General features: G+C 60.1%; 10 protein-coding genes. 8 read left to right on the forward strand and 2 right to left on the reverse strand.

The annotated features are described in order from the left end of the window. Window positions 1-223: 223 nt before the first annotated feature. The gene (locus ONB52_09790; protein MDZ7416432.1) at window positions 224-895 is read right to left on the reverse strand and encodes a tetratricopeptide repeat protein; all 672 of its coding nucleotides are present in this window, start codon (window positions 893-895) and stop codon (window positions 224-226) included. Window positions 896-1372: 477 nt separating this feature from the next. On the opposite strand from ONB52_09790, the gene ONB52_09795 reads away from it, so the two are divergent. From ONB52_09795 to ONB52_09825, 7 genes are all read left to right on the forward strand, one after another. Then, window positions 1373-2446: a tetratricopeptide repeat protein gene (locus tag ONB52_09795; protein ID MDZ7416433.1), complete on the forward strand. Its 1074-nt coding sequence runs from the start codon at window positions 1373-1375 to the stop codon at window positions 2444-2446. Next, on the forward strand, window positions 2443-5877 hold the full coding sequence (locus tag ONB52_09800) for an FG-GAP-like repeat-containing protein (protein ID MDZ7416434.1): 3435 nt from the start codon (window positions 2443-2445) through the stop codon (window positions 5875-5877). The genes ONB52_09795 and ONB52_09800 overlap by 4 nt, the downstream gene beginning before the upstream one ends. A gap of 207 nt (window positions 5878-6084) precedes the next feature. Next, the gene (locus ONB52_09805) at window positions 6085-7857 is read left to right on the forward strand and encodes a type IX secretion system membrane protein PorP/SprF (GenBank protein MDZ7416435.1); all 1773 of its coding nucleotides are present in this window, start codon (window positions 6085-6087) and stop codon (window positions 7855-7857) included. A 199-nt stretch (window positions 7858-8056) separates the two neighbouring features. Then, entirely contained in the window at window positions 8057-9244 is a 1188-nt protein-coding gene (locus tag ONB52_09810) for a hypothetical protein (GenBank protein ID MDZ7416436.1), read from the forward strand. A gap of 32 nt (window positions 9245-9276) precedes the next feature. Then, a complete protein-coding gene (locus tag ONB52_09815; protein ID MDZ7416437.1) occupies window positions 9277-10836 on the forward strand; it encodes a hypothetical protein in 1560 nt (519 codons plus the stop codon). A 203-nt stretch (window positions 10837-11039) separates the two neighbouring features. Next, window positions 11040-11801, forward strand: coding sequence for a hypothetical protein (locus tag ONB52_09820; GenBank protein MDZ7416438.1), 762 nt, complete (start codon window positions 11040-11042; stop codon window positions 11799-11801). 966 nt (window positions 11802-12767) lie between these two features. Next, window positions 12768-13490, forward strand: coding sequence for a lytic transglycosylase domain-containing protein (locus tag ONB52_09825; protein MDZ7416439.1), 723 nt, complete (start codon window positions 12768-12770; stop codon window positions 13488-13490). Between the two features lie 311 nt (window positions 13491-13801). Here ONB52_09825 and ONB52_09830 read toward each other — a convergent pair whose 3' ends face one another. Next, on the reverse strand, window positions 13802-14437 hold the full coding sequence (locus ONB52_09830) for a radical SAM protein (GenBank protein MDZ7416440.1): 636 nt from the start codon (window positions 14435-14437) through the stop codon (window positions 13802-13804). A 646-nt stretch (window positions 14438-15083) separates the two neighbouring features. Here ONB52_09830 and ONB52_09835 point away from each other — a divergent pair. Continuing rightward, window positions 15084-22952 (forward strand): FG-GAP-like repeat-containing protein, encoded by a 7869-nt coding sequence (locus tag ONB52_09835; protein ID MDZ7416441.1) that lies wholly within the window; start codon window positions 15084-15086, stop codon window positions 22950-22952. Window positions 22953-23020 lie beyond the last annotated feature (68 nt).

Here is a 23020-nt window from a genome sequence, read left to right on the forward strand (position 1 = left end):
CCGGAGCCGCGGGGTCAGGTGTGCCGTGGGGGGCAGCATCTTTTTGCCGCGGGCCTTTGGCAAAGGGGAGGTTTTGCGCCGGGCATGCGTCAATATCGCCGGGTATAGAAACGGGAAGAACCGTGGGCGGGAGGGCAAACCGCAACCGAGGGGTGGGTGGCGCGGCGTTCGTGGAACCGAGGCATCTTTCCGCGTTGTGATGGGCAGGCGCAACCGTGCCGATTTATTCAAGGTGTGACGCTTTGCGTTTCGGCCGGCGCAGCCGGGCAGTTTGCTGGCGGGCAGCGGAGGGCGTCCGGCCGCGTTTCGCGTATTCCTGTTTCTCGAATTCGTGGGCAACTTGGTGGATGAATTGCACGACTTCATCGTCGGGCTTGAGGGCCAGGGCTTCTTCGCTGCAGACCATGGCGGCGCCGGCGTTGCCGTGCATCATGTAGGCAAAGGACAGGTCCGCCAGAAAGCGCTCGTTGGTGGGGTCAAGCTTGATCGCCTTTTTCATCAAAGCGAAGCCGCGCTCGTGTTCGCCGCGCTCGTCGAGCATTTTGCCCATGTAGTGAATGGCGGCGGGGTGATCCGGGAAGCGCTGATAAAGTTTTTGAATCATCTGCCACGCCTCTTCCTGCCGGCCGGCCAGGCACAGGCAGTTGGCAAGCTGGACGTGGTGTTCGACGCCCTCCGGATTCATTGCAACAGCGGCCGCGAGATATTTTTCCGCGGTGGCAAGCTCGCCCACGCCGATGTAAAGCCTGCCGAGGTATTCGCACACAATGGCGCGCGCCATGATGGGAATGTGGTCGTCGGTCAGGATGGTTTGATAAACGGCCATTGCCTTCTCAAATTCCCCGTTTTCCCACAATCGCTCAGCCTTGGCAAAACGCTTGTCACTTTTGCGCATCTTTTTTCCCTGATTCGGAGAACGCGAGTCCCGCCTCGCAGACGGCCTTCGTCCCGAGGCGAACCCGCCGTTTTGCAAACGGTTACAAAATGTCCTTTACATGCGCGCGCTGATCTTCGCGTAAGTGAATCATGATTGCAATCCAGAGAGGGAGGGAACAATTTCGCGCGTACTGGCAAGTCATCACGCCTTTTATCCGGCGGCGCAAGAATAATAAAAAATAATGCGCGAGTCAAGACAATCATTGTTCAAAATGTCTCACAACTGTTCCGGGCTGTGCCGGTTGTCGAAAGGATGTGACTATCGGTATGGTATTTGCCTTTCCCCGCCGCGATCCCGCACGCTTCGGCTGGCAGGATCAGGGCAAGTGTTACATTTCATTCACGAATCTCTCCAAATCCCGCGGAAAACAAATGCCGCGATTTGGAGCGAATGCCGGTTCGTACCGTCAGGCCTTGTCTTGATTGCGCTTTGGTAATGATCCGAAACCGTCTCAACATCGAACAGCCTGCCTCACCAGGGATCAAAACCCTGGCCACCCTGGTGTGTGCGCTCGCCCTCTTCACCACCGCCTGTCAGAATCAATTGCTCGAGCAAGCCGCGTTTTTTGAGCGCAGCGGCCAGCCCGGGAAATCGGAGAGCGTGCTGCTGCGCCATCTTGAGGCTCACCCCGATGATGCGCGGGCACGCTTCTGGCTTGCCGAGTTGCAAGGCCGCCAGAAGAAATTTGACGAGATGGCGGCCTCGCTGGCGCTGGTGGAACAACAGGATCGCCGCTGGCGCGAGGCTGCCGCCGATCTCAGGGAAAAATACTGGCGCGAGAATTACAACGAGGGGGTGCGCGCGCTGGCGGTGATGCAAATCCCCGAGGCGGTGGCGGCGTTGCGCCAGGCCGTGGTGATTTTGCCCGAACGCCATGCGGCTTATCCGCTGTTGGGTGCCGCCTTGCTGGCGAACCGGCAGCGCGAAGAAGCGTGTGCCGCCTTCGAGCAGGCCTGCCGGCTCAATCCCGAGGATTTGGATTCCCGCCATGCCCTGTTGCGCCTGTATTTTGACAGCGGGCGCTATGCCGAAACCCTCGCCCGCAGCGGGGAAATCCTCCGGCGCTTTCGCGATGACGTGTCCGCCCTGCGCGCGACCGCGCACGCACTCGAGCGCATGGCGGCTGCTGCCAACAGCGATTCGCTCAACTTCGCGGCCGAAGCCGCGCTCAAGCGGCTGCTGCTGCTCACTATGAGTGCGGAGGATTTTATTGCGCTCGGCGGCCATTACTACCGCCGCGGCGACCACCGCAACGCCGCCCTCCAGTTTGAAGAGGCCGCCCGCCTGCAGCCTGACAACACCGAGGTGCTGCGCTATCTCGGCGATTGCGCCTGGCAGCTCGGCGATTTTACCGCGATGGCCAAATGGTACACGCGCCTGCTGCTCAACCGACCTGCGGATGTGGAGGCGGTCAAAAACCTGCTGATTGCCGAACAGGCGCTGGGCCGCAACGCCGAAGCCGAACGGTTGAAGGCCCGGTTGCAACAGTTGCAGGGAAGCATGGAATGAGAAGATCCGATTCACGTCCAAGTTTGGCCAGCCGCGGGATTTGTCTGTTCCCGTCCCGGCGCCCGCGGCCGGGCACGCTGCCGGTCCGGGCGGGCGCAGCGCTCCTGCTGCTGTTGAGTTTCACTGCCGTGGCCACGGCGCAACTGCGCGTGCTCGCGGTATCGCCGTCCGCGGACGACCTGCACGCCGGTTCCAACACCAGCGTGCGAGTGACGTTTGACCAGGCGCTCGACGAGACGGCGCTGCCCCCGCGGCCGCTGCGGGTGTGGGGCAGTTTTCGCGGCGAGTATGCCGGCACGCTCAGCTACGATGCCTTCGCCAACCAGTTGGCCTTCACGCCGTTTCAAAGCTTCATCGAGGGTGAGGAAGTGACGGTGGTGCTGCGCCGGCCGCTGCGCGGCCGCAGCGGCAGCACGCTGACCCAACCGCTGCTGTGGCGCTTTCGCGTGGCCACCCCCCTGGGCTCGGCGCGCTTTGTGCCCGCCGTGATCGACCTCGGCGCCGGCCGCAGTCAGGAACCGACGCAAATTCTGCCCGCGGATTTCGACAATGACGGCTTTATCGATTTGGCGGTGGTGCACCGCGGCTCCAATCACCTCACCCTGCTGCAGAATGTCTTTCAAAAGACGGCCGGCGCGGCGCTGGTGGCGGTGATTGGCACACTGGCGACGCACAACACGCCTGCGAGTGCCGCGGCTGCCGATTTCAACAGTGACGGCCGGCTGGATCTCGCGGTGGCCAATTTCAACAGCAACACCGTGCAGGTGTTCATCGGCGATGGCGCTTTCGGCTTCAGCACACCGCGCGTGTTCGACACCGGCGAACATCCCGGCGATCTCATTGCCCAGGACTTTGACGGCGATGGTGATCTCGATCTCGCCCTGACCCTGCCGGGCAGCGACCGGCTGGCCCTGCTGCGCAACGACAGCCTGGGCTTCTTCAGCGAATCCCAGCGGCTGGCGGTGGGTGCGACACCCAACAAAATCACCGCCTGGGATTTCGATGGTGATCATGACCTCGATCTCGCGGTGGCCAACAGTGGCAGCCGCTCCCTCACTATTTTCCGCAACGATGCGAGTGGCGTTTTCTCCACGGCCGGCACCGTGGCGCTCACGCTCACGCCGGTGGATTTGCAGACTGGCGACATTGCCGGTCGCACGGCGAACAAGGTGGGCGATGGCCGTCGTGAACTGGTCGTACTGACCTCGGATCTGCCGTTTCTCGGCAAACCCTCCGGCGCACCGGCCGCGGGCAGTTCGGCCGTCACGGTGTTCAGATGGGAGGCCGGCAGCAGCACGTTTGCCGTTGTGCAGAACCTGCCGCTCACCGGCCGGATGCAATCCTTCATCCTCTGCGATGTCGACTCGCTCGATGAAAGCACGCCGGCTTCGCCCTATCAGCCCGATCGTGATCTCGATCTGATTTTCACCCGCTTTTGGGACGACGGCGTGGCCTGGCTGCGCAATGCCGACAATGCGCCGCTCAATCCCGCGGCGGTGGCCGGGCTCGATTCCGTGCACAGCGCGAAGGCCCTCGCCTATTTCGATTGCGATCGCGACGGTGACAATGACTTCGTGGTTTCGAATTATCTCGATAATCAGCTCGTCATCTATCGCAACGGCGGCCAGCGCGCCACGCCCTGTGGTTTGGTGGATTCGCTGGGCACACCGGTCACCACCATTGATTTCGGTGCCGTGCCGGTGGGGGGCAGCGGGCTGGCAACCTATTTTCTGGCAAATCCGACCTCGCTCGATTTTCTGTTCACCACCACGCTCAGCGACAGCGAGCATTTTCGCCTGCTGCCGGCGCGCGGCTCGCTGCCGGCCGGTGAAATCGTGCCCATTCGTCTCGAGTTCGCGCCCCGTGACACGCTGCCCTACACTGCCCTGCTGTTGCTCAAATTGAATGATTACCTCAACGCCTCCGAAAGTTGTGCGATTGTGCTGCAGGGCCGCGGCGTGCGTCCGCTGCTTCACCTCTCGCAAACGGAAATCGATTTCGGCTGCGTGCCGCCGGGCGCCACGGCGATTCGGGAGTTGATTCTCGAAAATCGCGGCAACTATCCCCTGGAGATTTTGGGTGCCGCCACGACGACAAATTACTTTCTGGCGTTGACCAATTTGAGCGGGTTGCGTCTGCCGCCCAACGCCGCGGTGAGAGTCTCCCTCGCCTTTCGGCCGGACCGGCTGGGGCCCTTCCGCGACAGCCTGCGGATTCGCACGTCCGATCCGGTTCAGCCGCTGGTGAGTGTGTCTTTGCGCGGCTGCGGCTCTGCGAGCGCGCCGGTGATCACCTCGCCGGATACGCTGCGCGCCATCGAGGACGTCGAAGCGCTCTATGTGGCCACCGCCAGCGATCCCGATGGTTCGCAACCCGCGTTTCGCTTTTTGAACCTGCCGCGCTGGCTGTCCGCCCGGGGTGACACTGTGCGCGGTACACCGCGCGAGGGCGACGGCAACACTTCTTTCACCCTTATTGCCTCCGACGGCTTTTTCGCTGATACGCTCGCCGTCATTGTGCTGGTCACGCCGGTGAATGATGCGCCGGTATTCGACTCGCTCGCCGCCTTCGTGGTTTTTGAAGAGGAGCTGCTCACCTTCACGGTCAGCGCGCGCGATCCGGAAGGGGCAGCCGTGACGCTCTCGGCGACGAGTTTGCCGCCGGGCAGCCTCTTCACCGAACAGGGAAGTGGCCGCGGTATTTTCACCTGGCGGCCGCCCTTTGGCAGCGCCGGCTCCTACCGCGCGATTTTTGCTGCCACCGAGCAAACGCCGGCCGGACCGTTGACCGCGAGCCTTACGGTGTCGATCGACGTAATCAAGCGCCTGCCCGATCTGCACGTGCGCACCCTGAACCACGATCCCGCCACGATCAAGCGCAATCAGAGCGTGACGGTTACCGCCGTCTTCGGAGATTCGCTTGCGCCGGTGACGGAGACGTTTCGCGCGGCGCTGTTTCGCGATAATACCCTGTTCGCCGACACCACGCTCAGCGGGCTGCAGCGCGGCGGCACATTCCGCTTCACCCGCACTGTCTCTTTCGATGAAGTCGGCCGGCACACGCTGGACGCGCGCATCGATATCGACAATCGCATCCCCGAGATCAACGAGGCGAACAACGTGCTGCGGCTGGAGGTGATGGTGGAGGCCGGCGCGCTGGCAGTGGCGCCCAATCCCTTCACGCCCAACGCCGACGGCTACAATGATGAAGTCATCTTTGACCTGCGCGATTTTGCCGGGGCGGAGCTGGAATTGCGCATCTTCGGCCTGCGCGGCGAGTTGCTGCGTTCCTTCAGGGTGAGTGGCGGCAGCACATGCCGCTGGAACGGTGCCAATGAGAGCGGTGAGCAGCAATACCCCGGCCCGTATCTTTATTTGCTCACGGAGCGCGGCCGGAAAGTGGCGTCGGGCTACGTCGTGCTGGCGCGGTAGGCGCCCGGCTTGCCGTCGGACTGTCATTCGGCATTGCTGCCAGCTTCAAGCGCACCTGCGGCGGCGGTGTCACCCTGCAGGAATCCCGGCAAAACCGGGGAACAGCGCCGGGCTCTGCCCGGGATTCGTGGGCATGCCCCTGCGAGGGATGGTCTGTCGCAATTCCGGAGGCTCCGCAAAGAGCGGGTGAATGCAATAAATCGACCCATGATGCTTCAACGAAAAACTTCGGCCCTGCTGGTGGTGGCGCTGCTGGCGGCCACTGCGCCGGCGCAGAATCTGCTCGCGCCCCGGCCGCTCGATCTGTGGAGCGGTCACGCCAGTTTGAGCAATCCCGCGGCCATCAGCTATCAGCGCAGCATGCTGCAGGCGGGCATGCGTTTCTATCATCTCGGCTTCATCGAGGGCGCGGCTGCCCGCTTCCGGTTGAACTACATTTCGCTGGTGCTGCCGCGCTGGCTGCCGCAGGAGCTGGCCTTTGCGGCGCATGCGCAAAACCTGTCGCTGCCGCTTTACAATCAAACCTATTTCAGCGCGGCGGTGAGCCGGCGGCTGTCGCCGCTGCTGGCGGTGGGCCTGAAAGCAGGCGTGCTCACCCGCAGTTATGATCAAAGTGAATTTGTTCTGCTGGATGCCAACGATCCGGTGTTTGCCCGCGGCAGGAGCAAAAGCGCGCTCGATCTCGGCGTGGGTTTGACCTTCCGGCCGCTGTCGTTTGTCTCGTTCGCCTTCAGTCGCGATCATCTCAACCAGCCCAACCTGGCTCTGGGGCAGCCTGCCCTGCGCCTGCAGGCGGAGAACCACCTGGCGCTGGCGCTGCATCTTGGCAATGTGCAGACTGCCCTGATTAACACGCGCGCACGCGGCGCCGCACACACCGGCGGTTTCGTGGAATGGAGCCGGCCGGAGCTGGGCTTCGCGCGTTTCAGTCGCGATCAGCACGGCTGGCAGCTCGAGGCCCGCAGCCGCCTCTATGGCCCGCTGAGTTTGAACTACACCTTCGATTATCCCGGCAACGAGCTGGCCGGCAACACCACCGGCTCGCATGAGTTTGCATTTGTGCTGGAATTCGACCGCGTCTTGCGGCTGCCCAGGATCGAGCCGGCACCGCAGTTCGATTATCCCTTCACCGCCTCTCCGGATCATATCCTGACCACGGCACGCGCCCTGGTCAGGGCCGAGGCCGAGGAGATGCAGATTGTGGCGCAGCGCCTGGAGCGCGTCATTGCACCCGATGTGCCCACGCATGCGCTGGCCGCGCTCTCAGTGTATGATCTCGGCACGCTCGACACCACGCTGCAGGCCCTGCCCGCGGTGATGCCCGTGAACACGGTTGCCTTTGCCGACACTGCGGCGCAGCTCGCCGGCAGTTATTCGACTTTTTACCGGCAGACGCTGGGCCAGCTCTCGCGCAGTTTGCTGCAAACGCCGGCGACGGCGGCAACCATCGTTGCCAATCCGCAAACCATGTCGCGTGCCCTGGCATTGAAGAATTACCTCGGCAAATCCGCTCGGGGTGAATTGCAGGTGGGGCTGCCGCGCTTCGCCAGTGTGCAGGACAGTTTGCGTTTTCACCGCCGTCTCGGCCGCAGCGCCCTTCTCCCTCAGGAGGAACGCGTCACGCTTTCGCCCTCTGCGGCCGTGTTTCAAATCATCAGCGCAAATTTCCATGCGCCGCCGAGACGCTGGGAACTGGTGGTTGAAACGGCCGCGGGCGAGCCGGTTTGGAGCCTCGCCGGCCACGGCCGTTTGCCCAATCAAATGGTTTGGAACTGGCAGAAGAAGGACGGCAGAGTGGTGACGCCGGGATACTACCATTACTATCTCACCTGGGAGGAAAACAATGGTGCCCCGGGCAAATCACCGCAGCGCCGGCTCTATGTGCGCAAACTGCAACGCACGGTGAAAATCGAGGTCAAGCGCAAGCTGGAAGCAAGCGCGGAACCGGCGGATGCAATCGAAGTGATTTTGCATCGCTGAGTCGCGATCCCCATCGCAGCCTGGCAGTCCAGGTTGGCTGAGTGCGGCAGGAAGTGCCGCAAGCATACCCATTCCGGTTTGTTTTTGAGCCGGTGTGCAACGCTTCGGTTTTGCATGCCGCAACTCGAACTCCAACCCCAAACGAGCATATCAGCCTGAGCATGGCTTCTCAGGCGGGTTGATAATCTCAGGACAGGTCATGTTGGACCCTGGTGTCATTCCGTTGTTTGAATACGGCGCACCCGAGCTCAAACAAAACTACCGCCGTCATGTGACGTGGGGACTTGTACTCGCCAGTGTCCTGCATGGCACGATGCTGGTGGCCCTGCGGGGCTACACTTACTTCTTTCCTGAGGATGAACCGGCGCGGGTGGTGCGCATTCAACTTTATCCCGAGCTGACGCAGCCAGTCAAGCTGCAGCCGGAAAAGATTGCGGTTGCCGCTGAAACCGGCGGGCCGGGCGGCGGAGGCTCGAGCTCACCCGCGGTGCGCGTGGGGCGTGTGCTGCCAGAGCCGGCTGGTGGCGCGATGGGCATGCCGCAGCGCATCGATTTGGCTGCCGAGCTGGGTGACCTCGGCATGGGTCAGCCGATTCTTGCAGAGCCCAAACTTGCAGGTGCGGGACGTGGGACGGTGACCGGCACACCGGCCGTGGGCCGCACGGATCTCGCTGCCTCCTGGGATACGGAACTGGGCAGCGGCGGTCTTGACCTCGGCGGCAGTGATTTGGAAACCGCCCTGCCCGGTCAGGGCCGCAGTCGGGGGTTCGGTGGCAGAAACGCCGCGGCCGAGGGCATCCGTGTCGGCAGTGGCGGCGCTGGCGAAACCGGGTTGGGTCAGGGTTTGGGTGCCGGTGGAGATGATGCAGGTTTGGGATTGCCGGGCCGCGGAATTTCGGGACGCGGCACCGGCAACGGCAGTGGCGCAGCCTCCGCCAAAGTGGTATTAAAGAACCTGCAAGATTTCGGGGGTGACTACCGCAGTTTTACGCCCATCTACAAAGCGCTGGCGGAGTGGATGCGTAAAAATCCGCGCGACCTCTCGGAGGTGGTTGATCGTTTCATGGGCTATCAACCGGGGAATTTGACCGCCGCGGAAACTTTTTGGGTGGGTGACCGGCGGTTCGAGATTTTTCTGCTTTGTGTCGAGGCCACCTACGAAGTGCGCGTCTGTCTGGTCGAGGGTGATGAAATCACCTATCTCATCGACCAGGGTTTCAAGAAGCAAAGCAATTTTCTGCGCGTCGGCTCGCTCACCCGCCTGCCGGGACAGAACGCCATTCACCGCTTCGGCTCGGAATTGCGCGAGGCCTCCGATCAGCGCGCGCAACAATTCTATCAAATTTTCCTGTCCTGGTGGGAGACGGTGAAGCACGAGGTCGAATGAAACGCATGGCAAAGGATTCAGGAAATCGAGGAATGTCACTACAACGCCGAGCTCTCACAAGCTTCCTGCACAGCGTGCCGCGCAACCCGCGGCCGGCGGTGATGCTGTTGGCCGCCTTGTTGTTGACTGCCTGTGCCGGCAGTCGCTCCGCGAAACCGGGCCGGGGCGCGGCACTTCCGGTGCCCGCGGGCGTCGACAGCAGTGTGGCCGTGGCCGCGGATTCCACCGCGAAAGCCCTGTTCGTTGAATATCCCCGGCAGCAGCAGGCCCGGCAGATTGCCGATTCCTCGGTTGCCAAAGTGGAAAAGAGCAACCGGCTGTGGGAAATCCTCCGCGGCCGGATCGATTCGCTGGTGGTGGACTCGGCGGCGGCCATCAACCGCTTCAACGAAGCCGGCCGGGAATTGCAGCGCGCCGTGGCGCTCGACAAAAAGGCGGCCGGAGAGCCCGCCCCGGAGCAGATTCGGCGGCAGGCCTTGCAGGCGCTGGAGGCGGCGCGCGCAGGTTTCGAACTTTCCCTGCAACTGAATCCGTTTGATGCCACCACGCGCTTGTGGCTGGCACGCACCTATCAACTGCTTGCCAGGCGCTTTCTGGATGAGCGCAATCACCGCAAAGCCGCGGAAGTGCTGGAGTCCCTGGTGCGTGTGCAAAAAGATCAGCATGGCCTTTATGCCCGCCTGGCGGATTGCTACTTTGCCCTGCAGGAATACCCGGCAGCACTGGAGAATTTTCGCGAGGCCGAGCGCGTGTTGGCCGCCACTGCGGTCTTCGGTGTCCCGCCACATGAGCCGTTGACTGAGCGCAACATCGCGGCGGCCACCGACAGCAGCCAGCGTTTTCTCTACCTCTATTATCAGGGGGAATGCTACATCAAGATGCGGCAGGCGGATTCCGCCCTGGCGGTGCTGGCGCGTGCCGTGATTTACGCACAGACTCCACAAAACCGCGAGGCGGCGCTGGCCAATGTGCGCTGGATCAACTGGGACGATGGCAACATTGCGGCCGCCGAAGCGCGCGACACACTGCTCGGTCTGGTCGATCAGCAAAAGTATGCGGAAGCCGCCGCCGGCATGGCACGGCTGCTGCCCACGCTCAAGACCAGCCGCGCGCGGCAGGAGATGACCTGGCGTCTCGCCACCCTGGAGTTCAATCATCTCAAACAAAGTGACAAAGCGCTGCTGGCCATGCAGGCAGTCGTCAAAGAGACCAAAACCAATACTGATAGTATGGCACAAAAATTTCGCGACACTTATGGCGCCATGTGCTTCAACCAGGGCCAGAAAATGCTCGCTGCCCGCAAATTCAGCACGGCGCTCGCCTATTTTCAACAGGCAGCAGAAATCGATTGGAACTTTCGCGCCAAGAGCTATCTGGAGCTGGCCCGCCTGGCGACGAATGATCCGAAACGCGCGGAAGAGTTTGCCCGCCTGGCGCTGGCCACCGCCAATCAACTTGACCCACGCGAAGAAATTACTGCCTACGAGTTGTTGACGCAGGCGCTCAAACGCCAGGGCAAATTTGACGAGGCCCGCCGCCAGTTCGAAAAGTACCGCGAGCTGGTGAGCAGCGGCCGGCAACCAACAAACTGAGACCGGCTCGCACCATCGGGCTGCTGGCCCGTTACAAGCCCGCGTTTGGGCGGGCGCTCCGGCACCAGCCCGGCCGGTGCGGCAAAGTTCGGCCGTTTTCACGACCCCCGGCGTTCAGGAAACCGCGGACCGGCCATGGTTTGGAATGTTCGTTTTGCAACAGCCCCGGCTGGCGGGAACTCATGGGTTCTGCAAGAACAGAAATGATGATGAGAAAATTCGGAAAACTTTGCTGGCTGCTGCTGGCCGCCGGCCTGCCCTCCGCCGCCTGGCCGCAGCCACAGGCGAGCGTTGACCAAAAACTGATTCGCGTGGCCACCATCACCGAGCCGGGCCTGATCGATTTTTTCCTGATGGAATTTCTCATCACCGACAACCCGGTGACGAAAATGGAAATCATCGATGCCACGGCCAACGGCTTCGGCGTGGAAGACATCGTCAAGTGCTACCCTTCCGAGCGCATTTACGTGCCCACACCCTCGGACACCGCGCAGAAGGTGATGAACGCGTGGCACTTTGCCGCCAATTTCCAAGTCGTGACCCAGAACAGCCCGGCAGAGATTTTCGAAGGCACCAGGACCGACGCCGCCCAGAACGCCATCCTGGCGGGATTGCTGCGCGGCTTGGAGCGCAATTATCAGGATTGGCCCATCAAACTTTATTTCGAGCGTGACCAGCAGACCGCGACCTTTGAGATTTGGGGCTATAACCCGCTCATGCTCAAATACAAACCCGCACCGCCCGTGATCCCGGATACGGTGACAGCCTATGATGTCGTGCATGTGTTGCGACAGGACACCCTCATTGTGGCCGACACCACGCTTTTTGATGTGTTGCTGATACAGCGTACCGTCAGCGACACGGTATTTGTGGGAATCGAGGAATCAGGCAGCCACAGTCCGGCTGCCGATCCTGGCCGCTATCCCCCGCCATTCATACAAGAGTCAAGGCCCAAGAAAAATTAGAGTTGGTCACCGTTGCACACGGTAACGCTAAAAATCCCCGGGACATAATCCAGTCTTGGGGATTTTTTTTCAAAAATTCAGCAAAAATTCAGGTGTCGCCTCCGCTGCGCCCAGTAGAGGCTGTCCGTGACTTGGGAGTCGGTGGTAAAATTTCAGGCGGTGCTCCCCGAGTCTCAACTTGTACCATCTAAAAATTTCGAGCCAGCTTGGGTGCGGTAGGTATCCCCAAGATTAATTTTTTAGTGTAGATTTTAGGGTTAAGCCATTTTGACATGCTCTAGGCCGCGTGCTCCTGCAGTAGAGTGATCGGATACTTGGTAATCTGTTGGCTTTAGTAATTAGCATAATGATTTGTCAAATATGATGATTGGAATAATTAAGAATAGCTCGGCTGATGGTTTTTGTTTTATGCAGCCTTCTGAAAATAAAATAGATGTGACAAATTTACAGCCCACGACTGAGACTCATGGCTTGGTCAAAAATTTTTCTTGCATCTCCTAGCGCGATTGCTTATACTCTGCCCACATTTTTTTAAAAAGAGAATTAATGTTCACTTTATTTATAGTAGCATGTCTCATCTCAATCCGGAATCAAGCGAAACCATATGAAGGTGAGGTCATACTGATATAAGTATAATTATAAAATGGCTTTAATAGCCGTTTCGTGTGATTGATCGCGCCTTATCGGCGCGTTTTGTTTTCTCGGAGTGATCGATTTCCGGCCTCGTAGCCTGAAAACTGATTTAGTCTCGAACATAAAAAGCTCATAACAGAGCCCCAGCTTTACGCTATAAGATCATATAAAATAAAATATTTTCTTTATGGCACGGTATCTGCCAAAAGGAAAGGCGTACTCTCCCAGGGCTGACAATAGAAGAAATCAATTCGAGGTTTTTTGCTTTTATGGTGGGATGACCACCCCCTATTCTGGGCAATTATCATGTTGAACATATTTACGGAGGAACAGATGTCAACAGGAGAAAATCAGGGAGGAAAGGGCGTCAAACGTCGCATCACTTCCAAGATCTTCCTGTATGGTCTCTTGGTTGCGATCTGCCTTACCGCAACGGGCGTGAGTATCAAATACTACACGCTCTCACAACTGCAAAACACCAAAATTGGCGAACTGGAGCGCGTGTTGCATGAGTTGCGTGGTGCGATGAATGTTGACACCGTCAGGCAGTACAGCATCCAGAAGGTCATCGCCATCATCGACCGCTTCAACCCGCGCATGGAGTCCAGTTTGAAGTATGAGATCGCCAACACGATCTATGAGATGAGCGTGAAATATCCCAACCTGGATATCGATCTCATTTGCGCCACCATCACGCATGAAAGCGGCCGCACCTGGAATCCGGAAGTCATCTCGCACGCCGGCGCCATGGGCTTGATGCAGGTCATGCCGACCACCGGCATGTATGTCGCCGCATATGAAGGTTTGAATTGGACCAGCCCGGAAGACGTGCTCTTCAACCCGATCCTGAATATCCGCATTGGCTGCCGTTACTTGTCCTCCTTGATTACGGATTACGATCTGGACGGCGGCCTGGCGGCTTACAACGGTGGTGAGCGCCGCGCGGCAATGTGGATTAAGGCCAATCGCGAAGATGGCATTCTGTGGGACGAAACCCAGAAGTACATCCCCTCCGTCAAGAAACTCTACTCCGAATACCGGCAAATGACAATGTAGCCGGCTGCAAGTCTTCCCACCAGCCCCAATCAACCGCAAGGTGATTGGGGCTTTTCATTTGAATCTGCAAAAATGCAGCGCTTGCACACAGGTCGAGGTTTGATAGCCGTGTGGAACAGGCTGCCAAACTCTCACCACAGAGCGGATAGCACCCCGGATGAGGTCGCAAGCCCCAGCGTCCTCCCAATGTTGCCAGTCCATCTGCCGGATTGCATTGCGAGTCAGCGACTCGGCTTTTCCTGTGTCACGCTCTCCCTGCGTCTGGTGAACACTTTGTCGTCTTTTCGTAACTGGAGAGGCTGGTGGCGGGCTCACACGCCACGCATGTCCGGTGGCCAAATGTACTTGTGCAGTTGTATTTGAAAACGCGCAGTGACGCGGTCGGCCAGCATCCATTCGGCAAGCTGGCGGTAGTCCATCCCGCCAAACACCGGGGAGAAAAGCAGGAGAAATCTCTCTGCCAGGCGATGCTCACCAATGACCCGCAGCGCCCAGTCATAATCCCGGCGGTCGTTGATGACGAACTTGATCTGGTCATGCGGCTGGAGGATGTCGAGATTCGGCCAATAATTGCGATCCATCTCGCCGCTGCCCGGGCATTTGAGATCCATGATCTTGATCACCCGGGGATCGAGCGGTGACAAATCGAGGCTGCCGCCGGTTTCGATCAGGACGGTAAACCCCTCGTCCAGCAGGCGTCGCGCCAGCTCCGGTGTCTCCTTTTGCAGCATGGGTTCACCACCGGTCAGCTCCACGAGTTTGCAATCGTAACTTCTTACCCGGGCCAAAATTTCCTCCAAACTCATCTCCCTGCCGCCATGGAAAGCATAGGCGGTGTCACACCACACGCAGCGCAGGTTGCAGCCAGTGGTGCGCACGAATACGCAGGGCAGGCCACTGTAGGTGGATTCGCCTTGAATCGAGTGGAAAATTTCTGTGATGCGCATGGTTCATTCACTTTGTGGTACAAGCATGGAGAGCCGTCCGGGCGGCAGGCCGCGCAACGGCAGAGACACATCCGGAGCACTCGCGGAAATTCAGTGCCCGCCACCCGGTGGCAATCATGCCGGCAAGATAGCGATTCCTGTGGGAAAGCACAATCCGTTCAGTGGCAGGCGGCAATGACAGGACTCGCACAGACGGTTTGCAGCACCGACCTTTTCTGACAAGGTCTCTGCAGGTCGGGAGGGGAGTAAGTAATATTCCCCGAACCTGAGTGGTGCGCCGCGAGTGGCGGCGGATCTTGCACCGTCTTCGCACGGTGATGCTGTTTTTCCCGGGGACTAAAACCCGGTCGTCAGTGCGAGTTCCTGCTTGCGATTTTGGCGTATTCTCTTAGATTCACGTCCCTTCCATGGATGGATTTAGTGGCCGGATCATCTGTTGAGATGAGCGCGCGAGACCGCGGCCCACCGCCGCAGCCCTCCGGCCTTTGACAGTGCCCCACCTCTCTTCCGAAAAATCCCCGCTGTTTTTGCCGAAGTGCAGATGCTTGTCGGAGTTCATGTCATGAGACAGCTTTCACCGCGCAGCATTATGGCGCCTCTCGCCTCTTGCGTTTTTGCGCTTCTCCAAATTTCAGCCCTTCCGGCTTTGACGCAAACCTTGCGCTTCACCGATGTCAGTTCCGCGGCCGGCATTCTGCCGGTTCCCTCGGGTGGTTATGGTCATGGCGCCTCCTTTGGTGATTACGATGGCGACGGCCGGCCTGATATTTATGCGATCACCTATGCGGCGAACAACCTGCTGTATCGCAACAATGGTAATGGCACCTTCACCGATATTGCCGCGGCTGCCGGCGTTCAGGATCCGGCCGGGCGTGATCGCGGCATGGCCTCGGCCGATTACGACAATGACGGCGATCTCGACATTTACATCATGACCGGATCCAGCCGCAGCATTCTCTATCGCAACAACGGCAACAACACCTTCAGCGAGGTGACCCAGGCTGCCGGCGTGAACATGACCGGTCAGGGCCAGGGCGTGGCTTGGGGAGATTATGACAACGACGGCCTGCTCGATCTTTTTGTCACGCAGACGGTGGAGGACAATTGCCTGTTCCGGCAGAATCCGGATCACACCTTCAGCGACGTGACGTTGTCCGCCGGCATTGGCAGTTACTCGGAAAGCCTGCAGCCCGTCTTTTTTGATGTGGATCTCGACGGCGATCTCGATCTCTTTGTCACGCGCAAAGAGCTGCAGCCCAACCTGCTTTACCTCAACAATGGCAACGGCACGTTTACGGAGCAGGCCGCTGCCTGGGGCATCGCAGCCTCCACGCCGCACAGCCAGGGCGCCGCAGTGGGCGATTACGATCGCGACGGTGACTTCGACGTTTACGTGTGCAGCTATGACAGCCCGAATTTGCTCTTTCGCAACAACGGGCGCTCCTTCACCGAAGTGGCGGCGAGTGCCGGCGTGAGCGTGGGCGCGGCGGGCAATCGCGGCGCGTTGTTCGCCGATTTCGACGATGACGGCTGGCTCGATTTGTACGTCACCCGCAACGATGACAACCGCTTGTTTCGCAACAACGGCGACGGCACCTTCAGCGATGTCAGCGCGGCCGCCGGCGTCAACGATTTCAATCGCGGTTACAGCCCGTCATGTGCGGATTATGACGGTGACGGTGATCTCGACATTTTCTTTACCAATACCGGTCAGAACAGCGTGCTCTACCGTAATGACGGACCGCTGCATCACTGGCTGCAGATTGATCCGGTGGGCGGCAGCAGCAATCGCGACGGCGTGGGCGCACGGTTGACCGCCTGGAGCGGCGGCCAAAAGCAGGTGCACATGGTGATTGCCGGACAGGCCTATCTCTGCACCGGCAGCGACCTGACGGTGCATTTCGGCCTGGGCGCGAGTCTGCGGGTCGACAGTCTGATCATCCAATGGCCAGCCGGCATTGAGGATCGCCACTACAACATTGCTGCGGATCAAAAGCTCGTCTTGCGTGAAGGTGAAGGCACGGGGTCTGCGCCGCCGGATACCACGCCGCCACTGCTCGCGGACATCCAGGCCGGCTCAAGCGACAGTGACCGCGCCACCATCACCTGGACAACAGATGAAGCCAGCGACAGCCAGGTGGAGTACGGGTTGACGACGGGCTATGGCATGCTCTCGCAACGCGATGCCAGCCGGGTGACAGCACACGCGGTCACGCTCACCGGCCTGGCCGCCAACACCACCTATCACTATCGGGTCAAATCTGCGGATGCCCACGGCAATGTCAGCGTCAGCGGCGATTTCACTTTCACCACAAGCACGGGGCCGCTCTTTTCCGATGATTTCAGCGGCCCGGCGCTGGACAGCAACAAATGGGTCAAAGGCTCACATGCACAAAACACCACAGTGGTGGAGAACGGCTACCTGCGCCTGCGCACCACGGGCGGCAACTCCGGCTGGGTTCACACCCGTGATCGTTTCAGCGGGCGGGAGAAAGCAATCGCAGTGAAGGTGGTGCAGCCGAACAATGACGCTGCGCTCGGCATGTCGCCCACCGTCAACTCTGCCGCCGCCAACGGTTTCTATGATGAACCCAACTGGTATCGCTTCTATAATTATCGCAACTCCAACGCCGAACCCTATAAGCTCTATGTGCAGTGGCGCAAGAATGGCGTGCTCGACGGCCGGGATGTCGCCAGCGGCATCACCTTCACCGGCAACTTTTACCTGCGTCTGCGCACCAGCGGCGCTGTGATCTTTTTCGAGTATTCCTTCGACCGCGTGCAATGGACGACGGCTTATCAGGAAGTCTTCGCGCTGCCCGGTTACACGCTGGACGATCTTTTTGTCTTCGAGCTGTCGGCCTACAACACGCCGGCGAAAGGAGACTGGCTGGTGGATGATTTCACCATTCACACCCTCTCCTCATCCCCGGCCGACACCACGCCGCCGGTGCTCTCCAATATCGCCAGCAGCAACATTTCCACCACGGCCGCCACCATCACGTGGACAACAGACGAAGCCAGCGACGCACAGGTGGAATACGGCCTGACGGATTCCTATGGCCTCGTTTCACCGCTGGACGGCCTGCGCACCACGTCACATGCCATCCCTCTTGTCAACCTCACCCCCGGCACGCGCTATCACTATCGCGTGAAATCGCGCGATGCGGCCGGCAACCTGGCAGTGAGCGCGGATTTCACCTTTACCACCGCCGACAGCATGCCCGATTTGCCGCTCATTGCCAATCTCACGGTCTCGGACATCACCGACAGCAGTGCACGGGTGACTTTCGACACCGACCGCTTCACCTACGGCACCGTCGAGTATGACACCAGTGCGCATGGCGTCATTCGCGTCATGCCGCTGGGCGACAGCATCACCGAGGGTGAAAAAAGCAGTGATGGCGCGGGCTACCGCTCCTCCCTGTATCACCGGCTGACGGAGTTCGGCAGCCGCTTCGACTTCGTCGGCAGCCTGAATTACGGCACCGGTTTTCCGGACACTGAGCATGAGGGCCATCCCGGCTGGACAGCCAACCAACTGCTGGGCAATTTGCGCGGCTTTCTCGAACAATCACGGCCGCAGGCCGTGTTGTTGCACATCGGCACCAACGACATCTCCGGCGGCAACACTGCTGAGCAGGTAGTGGATGAAATCACCGCCATCGTCGATGAAATTTTTGCCTATGATGCCTCCATCAAACTGCATCTCTCGACTTTGATTCCGCGCACGGATAGCCGGGATTCGGTCAATCTTGCCGTCAATGCCCGGTTGCCGGGACTGGTGCAGGCGCGGGTCAATGCCGGTTACCGCATGTCTCTCGTTGACAATTATGCCGCTTTTGTCGCCAATCCCGACTGGGAAACAAAGTGGATGGCCGACCGTCTCCACCCCAATGATGCCGGTTACCGCGTGATGACCGGCCAGTGGTTCCCGGCGTACAGTCACGGGGAATATGATTTTTATCGCGAGGACAGTCTGCTGGCGTCCTCGCACAGCATCACTTTAACCGGCCTGACGCCGGGGACAACCTATCACTATCGCGCCCGGGCACGCGACCTCAATGGCGCGGAAGTGGCGTCCGCCGATTTTGTCTTCACCACGGCCGGCGGACCGGACAGCACCGCACCACAAATCACCAATCTGCGTGCCGGCGACGTGACCGCGGCCAGTGCCAGCATCAGTTGGGAGACCAACGAGCCGGCTGATTCCCAGGTGGAATACGGTTTGACGACTGCTTATGGCAACCTCTCCACTCTCGACACTCTGCTGGTCACCGGCCATCACGTGACCCTGTCGAATCTGCAGGCCGGCACCAGATATCATTATCGCGTGCGCTCGCGTGATGCCGCCGGCAATTTGGCGCTGAGTGCCGATTCCACCTTCATCACAGCCGCCCGCGACACCACGCCGCTGGCGATCACCAATGTCAGGGTGAATAAAATTTCCTCCACCTCCGCCGAGATTCGCTGGAGCACCAACGAACCGGCTGACAGCCAGGTCGACTTTGACACCGGCAATGGTGTGGTCCAAAGTTCGCCGCTGGATTCGACACGGGTGTTGGAACATGCAGTGCTTCTGCGCGGCCTGCAAGCGGGGCAAAAGTATTTTTACCGCGTGAAATCGCGCGATGCTGCCGGCAACCTGGCCATCAGCGAGACATACAGCTTCACCACCCGACCGGCACCGCTGCTGGCGGATGATTTTGACACCGCCACGCTCGACACCAGCAAGTGGCGGCTGGGCAGCCACACCGGCAATCTGACCGCGGTGGTCGACAGCGCCCTGCATTTGCGTGCGAACGGCTCGGCCAGTGGCTGGGTGCATACGCGAGAGACTTTCACCGGACGCAACAAAATCGTCCAGGTCAAAGTGCTGCAACCCAACAACGACGGCGCGCTTGGCATGTCCGCCACGGTAACCACGCCGGCTCTCAACGGCGTTTATGACGAGCCGAGCTGGTATCGCTTCTACAATTACCGCAACAACAGCAATGAGCCTTACAAGCTGTATGTGCAGTGGCGCAAGAACAACGTGGTGGATGGGCTGGACGTTGCCACCGACGCCACCTTTAACGGCAATTTTTATCTGCGTCTGCGCACCAGCAGCGACTCGATTTATTTCGAATACTCCTACGACGATGAGCAATGGTTCACCGCCTACAGCGAACTGTTCAGTCTAACCGGCCATACGCTCGACGATCAATTTTACTTTGAACTGTCGGCTTACCGCACCGACAAAAACGGCGAGTGGGTGGTCGATGCATTTGCCATCTATTCCACCGAGCCCGCCCTGCCGGATGACACGCCGCCGGTGATTTCACAGGTGGCGGCCACGGCGGTGACAGCCTCGCAGGCCACCATCACCTGGAACACCGATGAAAGCAGCGATTCGCAGGTGGAATACGGCCTGAGCAGCAGCTATGGCGCGGTCTCCGTGCTCGATCCGGCTTTGGTTCGGACGCACAGTGTGACCCTCACCGGCCTGCAGAAAAGCACCACCTATCATTACCGCGTCATCTCACGGGATGCCGCCGGCAATCTTGCGGTCAGTTCAGATCAGACTTTCACCACCACGGCGGCCACACTTTCGTTCACGGATATTACCCTGGCTGCCGGCACTGCCGGCCCCACCGGCGGCAGTGAGACGGGCGGCCATGCCGCGATTTTCGCGGATGTCGACAGCGACAACCGTCCGGATCTGTACATCACGATGTACAATGTGGTCGAAAGCCCGACGGCCGATCTTTTCTTCCGCAACACCGGTGGCAATGTGTTTGCGTCGGAGGCCGGCCGGCGCGGCATCGAGGACTATGATGGCGGCTCCCACGGTGCCATTTTCGCCGACCTGGACAATGACGGGGATTTCGATTTGTACAACGGCACCACCCTGGGCGCCAGCGGCATCTCCGCCATCAACAACCTCTATCGCAACGACGGCAACGGCTTTTTCACCGAGGTGACCGCAGCGGCCGGCCTGCCGCTGCGGGAATGGCAGACCCGTTCGGTGGTCGCTTTCGACATGGAAAATGACGGCGATCTCGACTTGTTCACCGTCACGGATTATTTGGGCAGCAACGATGCGCCCGAGGATCGCAACGAAGTCTACCGCAACGACGGCGGCCTGCATTTCACCGCCATCGACTCCGGCGCCCTGTTCACGGCACGCGCCGGCCAGGGTGCGCTCGCCACGGATTTTGACGGCGACGGTGACCTGGACGTATTTGCCGCCAACCGCACCGGTCCCCTCAATGTCCTGCGCAACGATGGTCAGGGCCGCTTTGCGGCGGTGGACCCCGCCGCGCTCGGCTTGAGCCACCGTGCCGGTGACGGCATCACCAGCGCCGATGTCGATAATGACGGCAAATTGGATTTGCTGCTCGCCAGTGACGATTCCGGCCATCTCTATCTCAACAACGGCAACGCCACCTTCCGCTGGCAGCAAAGCTTCAGCAGCACCGACGGTTACATGGGCGGTTTCGCCGATCTGGATAACGACGGCGATCTCGATCTGGTTTTCGCAGGTGATGATGTCTGCTATCTCAACGACGGCCGGGGCACCTTCGTTGCCGGGCCCGCGATTCCGGTCGCCGGCATCAACGACCCGCGCGCCCTCGGCTTTGCCGACATCGATGGCGACGGTGATCTGGACTTCGCCGTGGGCTGCAAGCGCTCGCGCAACTGGCTGGTGCGCAACGATTACAACAACGGCAACTGGCTCAAGGTGCGTCTGATCTCCCCGCAGGGTGTCGCCGGGGCGTTCGGGGCCACCGTCAGTCTCTCCGCTGGCGGCGGCGTTTTCCGCGCCCTGCGGGAAGCGAACGGCACCGCCGGTTATCTCGGACAGGATGATCCGATTTTGCACTTTGGCCTGGGCCGCCAGGATTCCGTCGATCTCACAGTGAGATTTCTCGACGGCACCATTGTCACGGCTTCCGGCGTTGCCGCCAATCAGACGATTGTTATTGACGGCCGCAGCGCTGATCAAAAAAGCCCGGCACTCGGCAGCGTGGCGGCGGCAAACATTTCCGCCACCCATGTGGAAATCACCTGGAACACGGATGAGATCAGCGACTCGCAGGTGGAATACGGCCCGACCCCTGACTATGGCAATTCCTCGCCACTGCAAACCACCTGGGTTACCGCACACCGGGTTGCCCTCTCCGGCTTGTCCGCCAGCACCACTTACCATTATCGCGTCAAATCGAAGGATCCCGCCGGCAATTGGACAGTGAGCGGAGATTTCACCTTCACCACCGCGGCGCGGGACACGCTGCCTCCCGTCATCAGCAACGTCGCGGCGGTCAATGTGACGGCTTCCTCGGCGGTGATCACCTGGGAGACCAACGAGGCGGGCGACTCGCAGGTGGAATACGGCCCGGACACCGCCTACGGCTTCACCACTCCCGTGGACAGCGTGCGGGTCACTTCGCATCAAGTGACGCTCACGGGGCTGGCAGCCGGCACGACCTATCACTATCGCGCCAAATCCGCGGACGCGCACGGCAATTTGGCGGTCAGCGGCGATTTCGCCTTCACCACGCTGGCAGCCACTCTGTTGGCCGATGATTTCAACAGTGGCAGTCTGGATGCCGGCAAATGGCAGCGCGGTGCGAACGCCGGCAATCAATCTGCGGTGGTCAATGGCCAGCTCGAATTGCGCTCCGCCGGCGGGGAAAGCGGCTGGGTGATCACCACCTCCGCCTTTCAGGCGCGCAACACCACGATCACCGTGCAGGTGACACAGCCCAACGATGATGGCGCGCTTGGCATGAGCCCGACCTACAATCTGGCGGGGACCACCGGCATTTATGATCAAGCCGCGTGGTATCGCTTCTACGTTTATCGCGACCAGGCCAGCGGGCCGTATCTGCTTTATGTGCAATGGAAGAAGAACGGTGTGGTTGATGGTGTGGACGTGACCGGCAATCTGGTGATTACCGGCCCGGTTTATTTGCGGCTGCGCTGCGATGATGCCCAAATCCACTTCGAAGCCTCGCTCGACGGCGTGAGCTGGATCGACACCTACCGCGAGCCTTTCGGTCTGCCGGGCTACACGCTGGACAGCCGTTTTTACTATGAACTCGCGGCTTATCGCACTTCCAGCAAGGGGATTCTGCGCGTCGATGATTTTTCCATCAGCAGTGGCAGCGGCGCTGCCAGCGTCATGGCGGCGGGTTTTGCCAAACCCCGGCCGGCGGTCTTGTCGCGCGAGTTGCCGGCGGATTGGGCGGTGTCACAAAACTATCCCAATCCCTTCAATCTTGAAACCCGTGTAAACCTTGCGCTACCGGAGGCGGGCAGGGTGCAGGCGGTCATCTATGACCAGCAGGGCCGGGAGGTGCTGCGGCTGCACGATGAATATTTTGCTGCCGGCTATCATGTCCTCCGTTGGCAGGGCACCAACACCGGCGGCAGGACAGTGAGCAGCGGCATCTATCTCATGCGGGTGATCTTCGACGGCCAGTCCGGCAGGCGCGAAGTGATGACACACCGTCTGACCTTGTTGAAATAGAAGCTGGTCTGCCGCCTGCCGCAAACGGCGGTGGCGCCGAAAGTATCGAGGGGCAGGTGTCAGTTGGG

The organism is candidate division KSB1 bacterium, from assembly GCA_034506255.1.
Taxonomy (GTDB): Bacteria; Zhuqueibacterota; Zhuqueibacteria; order Zhuqueibacterales; family Zhuqueibacteraceae; genus Coneutiohabitans; species Coneutiohabitans thermophilus.

Coding starts and splice junctions, on each gene's coding strand:
- ONB52_09820 (MDZ7416438.1), top strand. CDS start 11,040: ATGATGATGAGAAAATTCGGAAAACTTTGCTGGCTGCTGCTGGCCGCC.
- ONB52_09830 (MDZ7416440.1), bottom strand. CDS start 14,437: ATGCGCATCACAGAAATTTTCCACTCGATTCAAGGCGAATCCACCTAC.
- ONB52_09790 (MDZ7416432.1), bottom strand. CDS start 895: ATGCGCAAAAGTGACAAGCGTTTTGCCAAGGCTGAGCGATTGTGGGAA.
- ONB52_09825 (MDZ7416439.1), top strand. CDS start 12,768: ATGTCAACAGGAGAAAATCAGGGAGGAAAGGGCGTCAAACGTCGCATC.
- ONB52_09810 (MDZ7416436.1), top strand. CDS start 8,057: ATGTTGGACCCTGGTGTCATTCCGTTGTTTGAATACGGCGCACCCGAG.
- ONB52_09805 (MDZ7416435.1), top strand. CDS start 6,085: ATGATGCTTCAACGAAAAACTTCGGCCCTGCTGGTGGTGGCGCTGCTG.
- ONB52_09815 (MDZ7416437.1), top strand. CDS start 9,277: ATGTCACTACAACGCCGAGCTCTCACAAGCTTCCTGCACAGCGTGCCG.
- ONB52_09795 (MDZ7416433.1), top strand. CDS start 1,373: ATGATCCGAAACCGTCTCAACATCGAACAGCCTGCCTCACCAGGGATC.
- ONB52_09800 (MDZ7416434.1), top strand. CDS start 2,443: ATGAGAAGATCCGATTCACGTCCAAGTTTGGCCAGCCGCGGGATTTGT.